The organism is Micromonospora sp. NPDC002717, from assembly GCF_040295705.1.
Classification (GTDB): Bacteria; Actinomycetota; Actinomycetes; order Mycobacteriales; family Micromonosporaceae; genus Micromonospora.
The window spans coordinates 172,619-187,138 of sequence record NZ_JBEOVW010000009.1 but is presented as its reverse complement, the minus strand read 5'-3'; the positions used below and the strand labels follow the sequence as shown (position 1 = coordinate 187,138).

Here is a 14,520-nt window from a genome sequence, read left to right as displayed (position 1 = left end):
CGGCGGCGCTACAACTGCGGGGTGGTCAGGTCCCGCAGCAGCCGCTCCTCCTCCACCCGCCAGTAGCCGTGCTCCTTGCCGTCGAGCAGCACCACCGGCAGGCGGTCGCCGTACTCGCGTTCCAGCTCGATGTCGTCGGTGACGTCCTTCTCGGTCCACCGGTCCCCGGTGACCGCCACCACCCGGTCCAGCGCCGCCTTCGCGTCCTCGCAGAGGTGGCAGCCGGGCCGGGTGATCAGGGTGAGTCGGGGCTCACGCATCGGTCTCCTCCGTGGTGCTGGTGCCGGCCGGGGCCGGCGGACGGTTCTCCGGCGACGCCGCCGGCGACGGCACCGGTGCCGCCGGGGACGACGCCGGCCGGAGCAGGGTCTTGCGTACCTTGCCGATCACCGAGTGCGGCAGCTCGTCGACGAACTCGACGGCGGTCGGGCACTTGAACCGGGCCAGGTTGCGGGCGCAGTGGGCGAGCAGTTCCTCGCCCGTGACCGGGCGCCCCGGCGCCGGCACCACGTACGCCCGGACAGTCTCGCCGGTCCGCGGGTGCGGCACACCCAGTACCGCCGACTCGGCCACGCCGGGATGGGCGGAGAGCACCAGCTCCACCTCGCGCGGGTACACGTTGAACCCGTTGACCAGGATCAGCTCGCCGACCCGGTCGACCAGGAAGAGATCGCCGTCGGAGTCGGCGTACCCGACGTCGCCGGTGGCCCACCAGCCGTCGGCGTCCGGCCCGCCCCGGCCGTCCGGCCAGTACCCGGAGAAGAGGTTCGCCCCGCGCACCACGATCTGGCCCGGGTCCGTGCCCGGCGCGGCGTCGGAGAGGTCCAGCTCGTCGGCGTCCTCGTCCGGCTCGGCCACGCCGTCGCGCCACAGGTCGGCCCCGTCCGTCCCGACCAGGCGCAACTCGACGCCGGGCAGCGGGCGGCCGATCGAGCCGGCCTTGGGCTCGCCGCCGACGAGGGTGGAGGTGAGCACCGGCGCGGTCTCGGTCAGGCCGTACCCGACGTGCACCGGGCGGCCGGCGACCTCGGCGAAGCGGGCCGCGACGGCCGGCTCCAGCGGCGCCGCGCCGCAGACCACGAGCCGCGCCGACGCCATGGCCGCGGCGAGCGCGCCGGCCTCCGCCGTGGCCCAGGCGGCCACCATCGACGGTACGCCGACCAGCACGCCGACCCGGCGGCGGGCGATCTCGGCCAGCCCGGCGTCGGGGCCGAGGTCGTCGACCAGCACCCCGGTCGCGCCATGGTGGACAACCGCGCCCAGCCCGGAGTTCAGCCCGTACGCGTGGAACAGCGGCAGCGCGAGCAGCACGGTGTCGCCCGGGCCGACGACCGGCGGGTCGATGCGGTCCACCTGCTCGTGGTTGGCCGCCAGCGCCCGGTGCGTGAGCATCGCGCCCTTCGGCCGCCCCTCGGTGCCGGAGGTGTAGAGCAGCACCGCCAGGTCGTCGCCGCCCCGGCCGGGGAACGGGCCGCCGCCCCCGCCGTCCGACGTCGGCGGGGCGCCGTGCACGGCGGTGAGCGCGGGCAGCTCCCCGGCGACGTCGGCGACGAGGTCGCGCACCCGCTCGGTGCCGATCAGGACCGAGGCGCCGGAATCGGCCAGCACGTGCCGCAGCTCGGGGGCGGTGAGGCCGGGGTTGACCGGCACCGCCACCAGCCCGGCGCGCAGCGCGCCCAGGTAGCCGACCACGAAGTCCGGCGAGTTGCCCAGCGCGATGGCGACCCGGGGCGGGTGCCGGTCAACGGCGGCGGACGGGCCCGCCGTCCGCCCGGCGGCCGGGGTCCCGGTCGGCGTCGCCCCGGCGGCCCGGGCCTCGGTCGGCGCCGTCCCGGCGGGCGGATTCCCGGTCAGGTCCGCTAGGGCCCGGGCGGCGGCGGTCACCGAGGCGTCCAGTTCGGACCAGGTCAGGGTCCGTTCGCGCCAGTGCAGCGCGGGTCGGTCGCCGTGGGCGGCGGCCGCCCGGCGGACCCGGTCGGCGAGGTTCGACGCGATGCTGTCGGATGCGTCCTGCACGGTGGCTGAGTCTGGCACAGCGCCGGGTCTCGGGCCATGCCCGCGACGGCCCGGGCCGCGCCCGAGGGGCCGTCGGGCGCGCCGGCGCCGCGGCGAGTCCCGCCGACAGGACGCCCGGGGGCGCGCCAACGAGACGGATCCAGTCCCGTGTACGGGACACGCCGGCGGGCCGCGACACGCGCGACCCTCCTGAGTCGACCCCCGCGTCACCCGTCCGCCCCGCGCCGGCCGGCGTGCCCGCTGAGCTGGAAACCCCTTCAGGATCACGCGGCAATCCGAATGTCAACCGCACGCGACGGACAACCGGTCCGCCATTTGTGCGACGCGGCGGGAAATACTTCCGCCCTGTGTAACGGACTTGCCACGCGCGGGTGACGTTGGCCCTATCATCACTCGGGTCGGCTCACCCCATTTGCCGTGAGTCGACACCCCTCAGCCCGAGGAGGCCCCCGTGCCTGTGAGCGCATTGGACCAGCACCTCAAGGGGATCTGCCGCCCGTCGGCACGCCCCGAGCCAGCCCTGCCCGACCGCCCGGGTGGCGGCGCGACGGCGACGCGCCGACCGGCGCGGCCAGCAGCCGGCGGGACGGAGGCGGCGCGGTGACGACCTTCGGTTACGCGGAACGGCCGCTCGGCCTGACCAACCCCGCGACCCGCGCCCCGCTCAACGAGCGACCCGCCATCCGGGGCCCGCTGGACGACACGGGCAGCCTCGCGGTCCGCGGCGACGGCACGTCGAGCCGGATCCGCCACCGGCCGCACCACAACGAGCCGCCACCCCGTCCCGCGACACCGGGGGGCAACGCCAAGCCGGCCGGGGGCCGGGTGGCCGTGCCGGCCCGGCCCACCATGCCGGCGCAGGGCCGCCGTACGACGGAACCGTCGACGGCGTCCGAGCAGTCGGCCGCGGAGACGGCCGTGATCCCGGCGGTGCCGGCGACCGCCGCCGCCCCCGCCGCCTCGACGGGCTTCCCCAGCCGACCGGACCCGTCCGACCCGGCGACCGAGGTCTGGGCCCTGGTCGAGCGCGCCCAGGCGGGCGAGTCCGAGGCGTTCGGGCTGATCTACGACCGGTACGTCGACACGGTGTTCCGGTTCGTCTACTTCCGGGTCGGCAACCGCCAGCTCGCGGAGGACCTCACCTCCGACACCTTCCTGCGCGCCCTCAAACGGATCGGCAGCTTCACCTGGCAGGGCCGGGACCTCGGCGCGTGGCTGGTCACCATCGCCCGCAACCTGGTGGCCGACCACTTCAAGTCCGGCCGCTACCGCCTGGAGGTGACCACCGGCGACGTGCTGGACGCCGATCGCGAGGACCGGGGCCCGGAGGGCAGCCCGGAGGCGGCGGTCGTCGAGCACATCACCAACGTGGCCCTGCTCGGCGCCGTCAAGCAGCTCAACCCCGAGCAGCAGGAGTGCATCGTGCTCCGCTTCCTGCAGGGGTTCTCCGTGGCCGAGACGGCCCGCGCGATGGGCAAGAACGAGGGCGCGATCAAGGCGTTGCAGTACCGCGCGGTACGGGCGCTGGCGCGGCTGCTGCCGGACGGCTTCCAACCGTAGTCCGGCCGACGGGACCGACGGGCGCCGATCCCCGTCCGCCCAGTTCACCGTCCTCTCTGCGCCGTGACGGCAATCACTTTCCGTGATTTCGCCCCCGGCGGGCCCGTAACCCATGCCTGGTGCGGACCGTTTCTCCGGGTGCGACCGGTGGTAGCCCCGGCATCCCCCCGGGTTCCGAGGTCCGGCAGCGTGGCCGGCCACGACGTTCGTCCGTGGTGTCACGCCGTCACCGGTCGCCGGCGACGACAGCGGCCGACCGGCCGTGACCAGCGAGAGGAGGTGCCTGCGGTGGACAGTGACCTCTTCTCCCGTCGGCGCGCGGAGCGCTTCGCGCAGCTTCTCGACGAGGCCAACGGCGGCCGGCGACACCACGTCCGTTCCCGCGCCGACGACCAGCTCGCCGCGCTCGTCGCCGTCGGGCAGCGGCTCGGCGCCGCCCCGCCGGCCGTCGAGGTGGACCCGGAGTTCCGCACCGGGCTGCGCGCCATGCTGCTGGCCACGGCCGAACGCGAGGGCATCGGCGCCCCGGCGACCGCCGCCGCGCCGGAGCCGGCCGCCGCCGACACCGGTCGCAGCCGCCTGCTGCCCGCCGTCACCGCCCGCCGGGCCCGCGCCCGCGGCGCCATCCTGGTCGGTGTCGCGGCCGGCGCGGTCGCCCTCTCCGGCATCTCCGCCGCGAGCGAGAACGCGGTCCCCGGTGACGCGCTGTACGGCATGAAGCGCTCGACGGAACGGGCCCAGCTTGCGCTGGCCAGCTCGGACATCAGCCGAGGCCAGCTCTTCCTGGACTTCGCCCGCACCCGGCTGGCCGAGGCCGCCGCGCTGCGCGGGGACCGGGACGGCTACAGCGCCGTGCTGGACGACATGGACGCGGGCACCCGCCAGGGCGTACGCCTGCTGACCACCGCCGCGGTGCAGCGCTCCGACCTGGCGGCGCTGGACGCGGTCAACTCCTTCCTCACCGGGCAGCGGCGGGCGGTCGGGGACCTCCTCGACGCCGGCACCCGGGCCGACCGGGACCGGACCCGCCGCTCGCTGGCCCTGCTGGACGCGGTCCGCAAGCGCTCCGACGCGCTCCGCGCGGCGATCTCCTGCGGCCTGCCCGCCCCCGTCGGCAGCGACTCCCTCGGCCCGGCCCCCGCCACCTGCCCCGGCGACCGCTGACCTGCCCGGCGCGCCGTCCACGCCACAGTTCACCCGCCGGGCGGCCGTCGGCAACCGTCGCCCGGCTACCCTCGACCAGTGGCAGGCGCACGCCGCGCCCGGTCAGCAGAGGGAGGTCGCGTGGCCCGCAGCCGCAAGGTGACGGTCAGCACCGACGTCCACGGCCACACCGCCGGCTGGGCGGAGACGGACCTGGCGCCCCTGGCTCCGCCGCAGCCGGATCCGACCGCGGCGGCCTTCTTCGACGTCGACAACACGATGATGCAGGGCGCGTCGATCTACTGGTTCGCCCGGGGCCTCGCCGCGCGCAAGTACTTCACCACGACCGACCTGGCCCGGTTCGCGTGGCAGCAGCTTCGCTTCCGGCTGCTCGCCACCGAGCACGCCGGGGACATGTCGCAGGCCAAGGAGGCCGCCCTCGCGTTCGTCGAGGGCTGGCGGGTGGACGACGTGGAGCGCCTCGCCGAGGAGATCTTCGACGAGCTGATGGCCCCCCGGATCTGGGGCGGCACCCGCCAGCTGGCCCAGCGGCACCTGGACGCCGGTGAACGGGTCTGGCTGGTCAGCGCCGCGCCCGTGGAGATCGGCCGGGTGATCGCCGCCCGGCTGGGCCTGACCGGCGCGATCGGCACGGTCGCCGAGGTGGTCGACGGGGCGTACACGGGCCGACTGGTCGGCGACCTGATGCACGGCCCGGCGAAGGCCGAGGCGATCACCCAGCTCGCCGCGGTGGAGGGGCTGGACCTGGCCCGCTGCACCGCCTACAGCGACTCCTGCAACGACCTGCCGATGCTCTCCACGGTGGGTCGGGGGGTGGCGGTGAACCCCGACGCCGCCCTGCTCAGGGAGGCCCGGCAGCGCGGCTGGCAGGTACGCGACTTCCGCACCGGCCGGCGCGCCGTGAAGATCGTGGTGCCGTCCACCGCCGCCGCCGGGTTGCTGGCCGGGGCGGTCACCGCCGGCATGGCGCTGCACCGGCGCCGCCGCAACGGCTGACGTCGCCGGCCGCCCGCGTCACGGGCCGAACGGGTCCGGCCGGCGTTCGAGCAGCTTGTGCAGGGTCTGCTGGATCGTCTCCCGCACCTGGTCGGCCAGGTTGAACACCACGAGCGGGTCGTCGGCGGAGTCCGTCAGGTGCGCGGTGGGGATCGGCGGGCAGAACTCGATCAGCCACTTGCTCGGCAGCGGCACCATGCCCAGCGGCCCCAGCCACGGGAAGGTCGGGGTGACCGGGAAGTAGGGCAGCTTGAGCAGCCGCGCCAGGGGCTTGATGTCGGCGAGCATCGGATAGATCTCCTCGCCGCCGACGATGGCGACCGGCACGATCGGGGTGCCGGTGCGCAGCGCCGCCGAGACGAACCCGCCCCGGCCGAAGCGTTGCAGCTTGTAGCGCTCGGCGTAGAGCTTGCCGATGCCCTTGAAGCCCTCCGGGAAGACGCCGACCAGCTCGCCGTTGCCGAGCAGCCGCTCCGCGTCCGGGTTGCAGGCGACCGTCCCGCCCGTCTTGCGGGCGAGCTCGGAGACGACCGGCATCCGGAAGACCAGGTCCGCGCCGAGCAGGCGCAGGTAACGGTGGGCCGGGTGCCGGTCGTGCAGGGCGGCCGAGAGGATCAGCGCGTCCAGCGCCACGGTGCCGGAGTGGTTGCCGACGACCAGCCCGGCGCCCTCGGCGGGCACGTGCTCCAGGCCGGTGACCTCGGTGCGGAACCAGTCCCGGTAGAGCACCCGCAGCAGCGGGTGGAAGACCGCCTCGGTGATCTCCGGATCGAAGCCGAACTCGTCGACCTCGTAGTCGCCGGAGAGCCGGCGGCGCAGGAACGCGAGCCCCTTGGCGACCCGGCGGTCCCAGTGGTCGCCCGGTCGGTCCGGCACCGCCGGCCCGGTCGTCGCCGGCACGTCCCCGGCCCCGCCCGGCCGGTCGGCCTCCGTCGCGGCCGGCTCGTCGGGCTCGTCCGTGGCGCCCGACGCGACAGGCCCGCCAGGCTCGTCCCTGTCGCCAGCAGTGGCCGCTACCGGCTCGTCGGTGGCGGCGGTGTCCGGTTCGTCGGCCGTCGCAGCCCGGCGGCGCCCGTTCGCCCGCGCCGGCTCCGCGCCCGGCTCGGCGACGGTCAGCGGTACGTCGTAGCGGCCGTCGCGCCGCTGCTCCGGCTCGCTCACGAGCGCTCCCGCACGGCGGCCCGGACCTGCCGGATCCCCTCCAGCACGAGGTGCTCCGCGGCCGCCAACTGGTCCCGGGTCACCACGACGCCACCGTGGTGGGCGCGGATGAAGTCGTCGAACGCGGCGGCGGTGGTGCGGGGCGTGAAGCCGTACTCCCGCTCCAGGCGGGTGGTGTCGACGACCCGGCCGTGCACGAAGAGGTCGACCTGGTCGAGGCCGTAGCGGCCGAAGCCGAGGTTGCGGGCGAACGCGACGGCCCCGGAGAGGCCGGGCTCCAGCACCGGCACGGCGACCCGGCCGGCCCGGCGGATCGCCTGGGAGAGGGAGAGCACCCCGGGACCGGCCACGTTGTACGTCCCCGGATGGTCCTCGACGATCGACCGGTGCAGCACCTCCAGCGCGTCGTCGAAGTGCAGGAACTGCAGCCGGGGGTCGCGGCCGAACACGGTGGGCACGACCGGCTGGGAGAAGTAGCGGGTGAGGGTGGTGTCGGCGGTCGAGCCGATGAAGGGCGCGAAGCGCAGCACCGTGGCGGTGACGTCGGGCCGGCGGCGACGGAAGCCGCGGACGTACCCCTCGATGTCGAGGATGTCGCGGCCGAAGCCGCCGCGCGGCACCTCGCGCGGCTCGGTCTCCTCGGTGAAGACGGCCGGATCGCGGAACGACGCCCCGTACGCGGCCGTCGAGGAGCGGACCACGAGCTTGCGCAGCCGGGGCGCCCGCTGGCAGGCGGCGAGGAGCTGCATCGTGCCGATGACGTTCTGCTCCTTCATCGCCGCGCGACCGCCGTGCTGCTGGTCCGGGGCGGTGACGAGGGCGAGGTGGACCACGGCGTCGACGTCGAGGTCGGCGAGGAGACCGCCGAGCGAGCCGGCGTCGACGCGGACGCGCTCGACACGGTCGAGCAGGTCGGTGAACTCGGCGGCCGGCTCCGACGGATCCACGCCGATGACCCGCTCGATGCGCGGGTCGGCGGCGAGCCGGGCGGCGACGTGCGCGCCGAGGTAGCGGCTGACCCCGGTCACGACGACGACCCCCGGGGCACCTGGGGTGCCACCGGGGGTCATGTCGCGCACCTCCCTCGGCAGGCGGGATCGAGCCGGGACATCCACGGCCTGATCACCTGAGCCTCCGAGGGTCGACAGTTGGCAAGTGACGACAGGTGCCGGGCAGCGGCCCGGCCCCGGTCACTTGCCGAGACGGCGACGCTGGACGCGGGTCTTGCGCAGCAGCTTGCGGTGCTTCTTCTTAGCCATGCGCTTGCGGCGCTTCTTGACCACCGAGCCCATACGACAGCCTTTCGATGCAACATGCGGGGCGACCGGATGACACCACCATCGGGTGCCGTCGACGACCGCGTGCGGACAGCGGACCGGGCCAGCGGGACATGCGGCGGGGCGCATCTGCGGTCACGGTCGGGGTCCAGGGTAGCTGGAGAGCGTCAACAGGACCAACGCGCCCCCGTCGATGCCCGTTACGTCGCACTCGACGGGTGGCCCGCGGGCGGCTCAGGCGGTCTCCTGAAAGGCACCCCGCAGGTATTCGTGCACCGCGTGTTCGGGGACCCGGAACGACCGGCCGACCCGGACCGCGGTGAGCTCACCGCTGTGCACCAGGCGGTAGACCGTCATCTTCGACACCCGCATGACCGTCGCCACCTCGGCGACGGTCAGGAACTTGACCTCCGACAGCCGACCGTCGGACTGCGACCCGGCCATGGCTCACCGACCCATCCCATGCCCGGCGCGTGCCACCGGACGGGATCCTCCCCGCCCGGACCGGCGACGCGCGTGTTACCAGTACGGTAGCGGGGCGGCTGTGACCGGCGCGATCCCTTCGTACAACTGATCATGGTTCGCGGGGCCGGTCCACCCGACCGGCTACGTGGTTGTCGAACCTGTTGCGCCCGGCGTCCGGTCGGTCCTCATTCCGCCGCGCGACCACCGGGAGCCGAGCACGGTCAGGGACGGTGACCGGCCGCCCCGCCGCGGAAGGCGCCCGGTGGTTCCGGCGGCGCCACCGGAACCACCGGGCGGGCGCCCCGGGCCGCTTCCGGACGCGGACCGGGGCTCCGCGCTGGGAGCGGCACCAGTGTGTCAGGTCGGCCGGCGCCGCCCGACAGCGGTCGATCATGAACGCACCCGACCGCCCCCTGGGCTGCGCCGTCGCCGACCACCACGCCGTCGCGCATGGCCAGCCGGTGCGGCGCGCGGCCCGCGCCACGAGCCCACGTCGACGCCCGATGACCCACCGCCCGGGCGACGTTCGGCCCCGCGCCGTTCAGGCGACGTCGGACGACGCGCCGCTCAGGCGGCCACGGCCCGGACGTACGCGACGCACTCGTCGTGCAGGGCGCTCCACGGCTCGCCGAAGGTCGCCTCGGCCGCGTCGGCCACCGGGCGACGCTCGTGCACCACCGCCGCGAAGAAGGCCAGCAGCCGCTCCGGGCCGAACCGGTCGACCAGGTGCCGGACGGCCAGGTAGGAGATGCCGTAGCTGCCGCTGACCCGCTCGGCCGGCGCGTCGTCGGCCGGGGTGAGGCCGTCGAGCCGGCCGTCCCAGCCGCCGGTCAGCCGCCGCACCTCGGCCAGTCCCTCGTACCGGTCGACCGGCTGGCCGTCGGCGCCGGCGTGCTCGGCCAGCCCCTCGACCAGCCACCAGATGCCCTTGCCCGGGTAGCCCCGCTCGGGCAGCGAGGCGGCGTGGGTCAGCTCGTGCCGGAGGAGGTCGTCCACCCCGCTGGACACCAGCCCGTCGGCGTTGAGCACCACCTCGTGGTGGCCGCCGCCGACGGCGACCGCGTACCCGCCGGTCCACTTCGGCCGGTCACCGCCGTACCAGCGCTGCCACTCCGCGCGGCCCGCGTAGAAGACCCGGTACCGGTCGGGCGGCCGGCCGCCGACGGCGTACGTGTCGGCGACCGTGGCGGCCGCCTCGGCCTGGGCGAGCAGGCCGGGCAGTTGCCGGCGCAGGGCGGGGGTGGTGGCCACCAGGGTGCGCGGGCCGACGGCGACGGCCAGCTCGCTGACCTCCCAGGGCCGGGTGCCGGTCTCCACCGATCGGGACGGCTCCACGGCGAGCAGCCGGGGCCGGTCCCCCGCCCGCCAGCGGGTGCCGGTCAGCACCGGGCTGGTGCGGCAGTCCGGCACGACGAGGCAGTACCGGAACTCGACCGGCAACCGCCACTCGCCGGGCCGGCCGTCGACCGGGGTGGGCAGGCCGGTCGCCTCGGCCTGCCAGGTGGTCACCCGCAGCGCCCGCAGCGCGGCGTACCGGCGGCGCAGGTCCGGGTGCGCGACGGGTTCCGCGACGGCCAGGAACCCGGCCCGGTCCCCGGCGAGCAGCGCGGCCGACTGCCGCGCCAGCTCCGCCGTCATCCGCTCGCCGAGTTGGCGGGCGGCCCTCGTGGCGGGGTCGTCGGCCCGGGTGCCGGAGGCCCCCGGCACCGGCCCGGCGTCGTCGCGCGCGAGGCCGGCCAGCAACGCCGTGGACAGGCCGCAGGTGACCATCACCACGACCGCCGCGAGCGCCGCCCAGAGCGGCCACAGCCGCCGTGACACCCGCTCCGGCGGCACCACCGGCACCGCGACGGGACCGGGCTCGGCCGACGCCGTGGGCACGGTCGGCAGGCCCGGCCCGACGGGCGCGGGGGACGTGGCCGGCCCGCTGGGCGTGGGGGACGTGGCCGGCCCGCTGGGCGCGGGGGACGTGGCCGGCCCGCTGGGCGTGGGGGACGTGGCCGGCCCGCTGGGCGCGGCAGGGGTGCCCGGCGTGGGCAGCTCGGTGGGCGTGGACGATGCGGCGGGTGGTGTCGTCGCGGTGGCCCGCGCGTCGTCCGTCGCCGGCCGACCGTCCGCCCCGGGCTGCCCGTCAGTCACCCGGCGAAGGGTACGACCATCCGGTCGCCCCGGCGACCACCGCCACGGCCCGACGCCGCACCCGGGCGGGTCGCGCCGGCACCCGTGGCAGCCCGGACCGGCGGGCCGCCGGGGCGGGCTCAGGCAGGGCGGCCCGATCGCCGGAGCAGGGCGACGGTGAGTGCCCAGACGACGACCAGCGCGACGCCGACCAGCGGCCGCCCGAGCAGGGCGAGCATCCCGCCGCCGGCCACGAACCAGGCGGCCTGGAACGCGTGCTTGCCCGCCGCCGGCAGCGGCACCCGGGCCTTCGGCGACCCGAAGACGCCCCAGAGCGCGGCCAGCAGCAGCGGCACGGCGACGGCGGCGGCCAGCCGGGCGGGCGTCCCGGCGTCCCACGACCAGCCCCACCAGCCGCCGATCGCCAGCACGGCCAGTTCGAGCAGGAAGAGCAGCAGCAAGAGCAGGGCGTACATCGGCGCTCCTCCCGGGATTCGGGACCGGACGCGCCGCTCGGCGCGGTCGACGACGAGCTGGTCCGGAACTGGAACGGGCCGGCGGGACGAGGGGCTCCGCCGGCCCGTACTGGGACCGCTGGGGGGGGTGACGGTGGTCGATCCGGACGGCTACCGCCTGGTGCTGGGCACCCGCGCCCGGTCGAACGTCCGAGTCACTTCCTGCTGAGCACGGCCCGGCCGAAGAAGACCAGGTTGGACGGGCGCTCGGCGAGGCGGCGCATCAGGTAGCCGTACCACTGGTCGCCGTAGGGCACGTAGGTGCGCACGGTGTAGCCCTCGCCGACCAGCCGGGCCTGCTCCTCCGGCCGGATGCCGTACAGCATCTGGAACTCGAACCGCTCGGGGCCGCGGTCGAACCAGCGGGCCCGGTCCTCGCCGATGGCGATCAGGCGCGGGTCGTGGGTGGCCAGCATCGGGTAGCCGTCGCCGGACATCAGGATGTTCATGCAGCGGACGTACGACTTGTCCACCTCGCGGGCGGACTGGTAGGCCACCGACTCCGGCTCCTTGTACGCGCCCTTGCACAGCCGCACCCGGGACCCGGCCGTGGCCAACTCGCGGCAGTCCGACTCGGTCCGCCGCAGGTACGCCTGGAGCACCGCGCCGGTCGACGGGAAGTCCTTGCGCAGCTTGGCCAGGATGTCCAGGGTCGAGTCGGTGGTGGTGTGGTCCTCCATGTCCAGGGTGACCGTGGTGCCCACCTCGTCGGCTGCCAGGCAGATCGCCCGTGCGTTGTCATACGCCAGCTGCTCGTCGAACGCCTGGCCGAGCGCGGAGAGCTTGACGCTCACCTCGGCCGCCGGGGTCAGCCCCGCGCCCGAGAGCCGCGTCAGCAGCCGCAGGTATTCGTCCCGGGTGGCGTTGGCCTGCTCGGGGGTGACGGTGTCCTCGCCGAGGTGGTCGAGGGTGACCGCGAGACCGTCGTCGACGAGTTCGCGGGTCGCGCGCAACGCGTCGTCGGTCTTGGCGCCGGCCACGAACCGGCGGACGAGGTCCCGGGTGACCGGGGCCGTCGCGACGAGCCGCTCGACCTGGGATGACCGGGAGGCGGCGAGGATGACGGAACGGAGCATGGACCGAGCGTAACGCCCGACGACGCCCGCGCGCCGGGCGGCGGCGGCAGTACCCGCGCCCAGGTCCCAACCGCATCACATGCCTTACCCGGGGGCGGACGGCACTGGTGTCCATCGGTTACAACCATGACGTGGAACATCGCCCCCGCCGCCGGCTCCGGTCGGCCTCCGTGCAGCTCGGCGCGCTCACCGCACTGGCGCTCGCCCTCTCCGCCTGCAACACGACCTCCGACGACGACGATGACGACGACTGCGCCCTCGGGCCTGTCGGCGGCGGCGGCACCGTGGCCGTCGCGCTGCGGGTGCCCGAGGTCACCGCCGGCGGCACCGCGCCGGAACCGGTCACCGCGGCCGTCCCCGACCGGGGCGGCTTCGGCACCCACCTCGCCGCCTGCGGCGGCTGACGTGCGCCGGGAGTCCGTCACCCCCCGCCCCGGCTGGGACGCGACCATCCGCTCGCAGGGCCTGGTGTACGTCGACACGGAGCTGCCCGACGGCGGGATCATGTCGTACTGGGACGAGACCGCCGCGTACGCCTTCGAGCTGGACGAGGTGCTGCGGCTGGAGGAGGCGACGGAGGAGCTGCACCGGATGTCGGTGGCCGCCGCCGAACACGTCGTCGCGCGCCGCCGCCACGCCGAGTTCGGCATCCCGGACTGGGCGGCCGAGGCCGTGGCCCGGTCGCTGCGCGAGTCGCCGCCGACCCTCTACGGGCGCTTCGACCTCTGGTACGACGGCAGCTGGCCCCCGAAGCTGCTGGAGTACAACGCCGACACCCCGACCGCCCTGGTCGAGGCGAGCATCGTCCAGTGGTACTGGCTGGAGCACACCCGGCCGGAGCTGGACCAGTGGAACAGCCTGCACGAGCGCCTCGTCGGCGCCTGGGCGAAGATCGGCGCCGGCCTGCACGACCGGCGGGTGCACGTGGTCTGGTCGAACGAGGAGGAGTCCGGCGAGGACCAGATGACCGCCGGCTACCTCGCCGAGACCGCCCGGCAGGCCGGGCTGGACGTCGTGTTCCAGCCCGTCCAGGAGATCGGCTGGGACGGCCGGCGCTTCGTCGACGCGGCGGACCAGCCGGTCACCACCTGCTTCAAGCTCTACCCCTGGGAGTGGATGCTCGCCGAGCCGTACGGGTCGCTGGCGCTGCGGCCGGGCACCCCGACCACCTGGATCGAGCCGGCGTGGAAGCTGCTCCTGTCGAACAAGGCGCTGCTCGCCGTGCTCTGGGAGCTGTACCCCGGCCACGAGCTGCTGCTGCCGGCGTACCTCGACTCGCCGCGCGGCATGCCCGAGTACGTCGCCAAGCCGCTGCTCGGCCGGGAGGGCGGCTCGGTGCGGATCGTCACCGGCGCCGGGGAGATCACCAATCCGGGGATCTACGGCGACGAGGGCTTCTGCTACCAGGAGTTCCGCGCGCTGCCGGAGTTCGAGGGCAACCGGATGGTGCTGGGCAGCTGGGTGGTCGACGGCGAGTCGGCCGGTGCGGGGGTGCGGGAGAGCGCGAGCCTCATCACCGACGGCTACGCGCGGTTCCTGCCGCACTACATCGACGCACCACGCGGCTCCTGAGTCGTCTACCGTTGGGGGCGTGAACTTCGACGCGTACGCCCGGACCGGCGTTGACCTCGTCAACGCCCGCCTGGACGACCTCGACGACCTGCGGGCCCTCTTCCCCGACGACAACGCGTGGATGCGTGACGAGGTGGCGGAGCGGGACCTCGCGACCTTCCGGCGGGCGCAGAAGCGCCTGCGCGACGTCTTCGAGTACGGCACCTCCGGGCGGGACGCCCAGGCGGTGGCCGAGCTCAACGCCCTGCTGGAGGCGTTCCCGGTGCAGCCCCGCATCTCCGGGCACGACTCCAGCGACTGGCACATGCACGTGACCAGCCGGGGCGCCTCGGTGAGCGCCGAATACCTGGCGGGCGCGGTCTGGGGCCTCTCGGTCTGGCTCTGCGAGTACGGCAGCGCCCGGTTCGGGGTCTGCGCCGACGAACGCTGCGGCAACGTCTACCTGGACACCTCGTCCAACTGCTGCCGGCGGTTCTGCTCGGAGCGCTGCGCCACCCGCTCGCACGTGGCCGCGCACCGGGCCCGCAAGCGCGCCGCGGTGGGCGAGCAGGCCGGCGCCGCCAGCAAGGAATCCCTCACCACGGTCGCCTGACGCCCGGC

Annotated in this window: 15 protein-coding genes; 6 read left to right on the top strand and 9 right to left on the bottom strand. The window is 75.2% G+C overall.

All coding sequences use genetic code 11. The features are described from left to right. Window positions 1-8: 8 nt before the first annotated feature. Both ABT006_RS16200 and ABT006_RS16195 read right to left on the bottom strand, forming a co-directional pair. Window positions 9-260, bottom strand: a complete 252-nt coding sequence (locus ABT006_RS16200; protein ID WP_350707036.1) for a glutaredoxin family protein — start codon at window positions 258-260, stop codon at window positions 9-11. Beyond that, window positions 253-2,016 (bottom strand): AMP-binding protein, encoded by a 1,764-nt coding sequence (locus tag ABT006_RS16195; RefSeq protein ID WP_350707034.1) that lies wholly within the window; start codon window positions 2,014-2,016, stop codon window positions 253-255. Before ABT006_RS16195 ends, ABT006_RS16200 begins: the two co-directional genes overlap by 8 nt. 600 nt (window positions 2,017-2,616) lie before the next feature. On the opposite strand from ABT006_RS16195, the gene ABT006_RS16190 reads away from it, so the two are divergent. The 3 genes from ABT006_RS16190 to ABT006_RS16180 all read left to right on the top strand — a co-directional run bounded on the left by ABT006_RS16190 (window position 2,617) and on the right by ABT006_RS16180 (window position 5,736). Continuing rightward, window positions 2,617-3,576, top strand: a complete 960-nt coding sequence (locus ABT006_RS16190; protein WP_350707032.1) for an ECF subfamily RNA polymerase sigma factor, BldN family — start codon at window positions 2,617-2,619, stop codon at window positions 3,574-3,576. A gap of 288 nt (window positions 3,577-3,864) precedes the next feature. Next, a complete protein-coding gene (locus ABT006_RS16185; RefSeq protein WP_350707030.1) occupies window positions 3,865-4,740 on the top strand; it encodes a DUF5667 domain-containing protein in 876 nt (291 codons plus the stop codon). A gap of 120 nt (window positions 4,741-4,860) precedes the next feature. Continuing rightward, a complete protein-coding gene (locus tag ABT006_RS16180) occupies window positions 4,861-5,736 on the top strand; it encodes an HAD family hydrolase (protein WP_350707028.1) in 876 nt (291 codons plus the stop codon). An 18-nt stretch (window positions 5,737-5,754) separates the two neighbouring features. On the opposite strand, the gene ABT006_RS16175 is transcribed toward ABT006_RS16180, so the two are convergent. The 7 genes from ABT006_RS16175 to ABT006_RS16140 form a co-directional block, all read right to left on the bottom strand. Next, window positions 5,755-6,636: a lysophospholipid acyltransferase family protein gene (locus tag ABT006_RS16175; protein WP_350707187.1), complete on the bottom strand. Its 882-nt coding sequence runs from the start codon at window positions 6,634-6,636 to the stop codon at window positions 5,755-5,757. Window positions 6,637-6,893: 257 nt separating this feature from the next. Beyond that, the gene (locus tag ABT006_RS16170) at window positions 6,894-7,967 is read right to left on the bottom strand and encodes an NAD-dependent epimerase/dehydratase family protein (protein ID WP_350707026.1); all 1,074 of its coding nucleotides are present in this window, start codon (window positions 7,965-7,967) and stop codon (window positions 6,894-6,896) included. Window positions 7,968-8,087: 120 nt separating this feature from the next. Then, window positions 8,088-8,189, bottom strand: a complete 102-nt coding sequence (locus tag ABT006_RS16165; RefSeq protein WP_007465623.1) for a 30S ribosomal protein bS22 — start codon at window positions 8,187-8,189, stop codon at window positions 8,088-8,090. 219 nt (window positions 8,190-8,408) lie between these two features. Then, on the bottom strand, window positions 8,409-8,618 hold the full coding sequence (locus tag ABT006_RS16160) for a helix-turn-helix domain-containing protein (RefSeq protein ID WP_007465625.1): 210 nt from the start codon (window positions 8,616-8,618) through the stop codon (window positions 8,409-8,411). Between the two features lie 588 nt (window positions 8,619-9,206). Continuing rightward, window positions 9,207-10,778, bottom strand: coding sequence for a hypothetical protein (locus ABT006_RS16150; RefSeq protein ID WP_350707024.1), 1,572 nt, complete (start codon window positions 10,776-10,778; stop codon window positions 9,207-9,209). Between the two features lie 119 nt (window positions 10,779-10,897). Beyond that, a complete protein-coding gene (locus ABT006_RS16145; RefSeq protein ID WP_350707022.1) occupies window positions 10,898-11,233 on the bottom strand; it encodes a YrdB family protein in 336 nt (111 codons plus the stop codon). Between the two features lie 194 nt (window positions 11,234-11,427). Continuing rightward, window positions 11,428-12,348, bottom strand: a complete 921-nt coding sequence (locus ABT006_RS16140; RefSeq protein WP_350707020.1) for a proline dehydrogenase family protein — start codon at window positions 12,346-12,348, stop codon at window positions 11,428-11,430. 131 nt (window positions 12,349-12,479) lie between these two features. Between ABT006_RS16140 and ABT006_RS16135 the strand changes: the two genes are divergently transcribed. Genes ABT006_RS16135 through ABT006_RS16125 form a run of 3 tightly spaced genes read left to right on the top strand, consistent with a single transcriptional unit; the run spans window position 12,480 to window position 14,512 of the window. After that, window positions 12,480-12,752 carry a hypothetical protein gene (locus ABT006_RS16135; protein ID WP_350707019.1) on the top strand — a complete coding sequence of 91 codons (273 nt, stop codon included), beginning with the start codon at window positions 12,480-12,482 and terminating at the stop codon, window positions 12,750-12,752. Between the two features lies 1 nt (window position 12,753). Continuing rightward, a complete protein-coding gene (locus ABT006_RS16130) occupies window positions 12,754-13,920 on the top strand; it encodes a glutathionylspermidine synthase family protein (protein WP_350707017.1) in 1,167 nt (388 codons plus the stop codon). Window positions 13,921-13,939: 19 nt separating this feature from the next. Then, window positions 13,940-14,512 (top strand): CGNR zinc finger domain-containing protein, encoded by a 573-nt coding sequence (locus ABT006_RS16125; RefSeq protein ID WP_350707015.1) that lies wholly within the window; start codon window positions 13,940-13,942, stop codon window positions 14,510-14,512. Window positions 14,513-14,520 lie beyond the last annotated feature (8 nt).

What these genes read in the sequence shown, in the direction of transcription:
- ABT006_RS16160 (WP_007465625.1), bottom strand. Translation starts at nt 8,618, where the DNA reads ATGGCCGGGTCGCAGTCCGACGGTCGGCTGTCGGAGGTCAAGTTCCTG.
- ABT006_RS16140 (WP_350707020.1), bottom strand. Translation starts at nt 12,348, where the DNA reads ATGCTCCGTTCCGTCATCCTCGCCGCCTCCCGGTCATCCCAGGTCGAG.
- ABT006_RS16165 (WP_007465623.1), bottom strand. Translation starts at nt 8,189, where the DNA reads ATGGGCTCGGTGGTCAAGAAGCGCCGCAAGCGCATGGCTAAGAAGAAG.
- ABT006_RS16170 (WP_350707026.1), bottom strand. Translation starts at nt 7,967, where the DNA reads ATGACCCCCGGTGGCACCCCAGGTGCCCCGGGGGTCGTCGTCGTGACC.
- ABT006_RS16200 (WP_350707036.1), bottom strand. Translation starts at nt 260, where the DNA reads ATGCGTGAGCCCCGACTCACCCTGATCACCCGGCCCGGCTGCCACCTC.
- ABT006_RS16145 (WP_350707022.1), bottom strand. Translation starts at nt 11,233, where the DNA reads ATGTACGCCCTGCTCTTGCTGCTGCTCTTCCTGCTCGAACTGGCCGTG.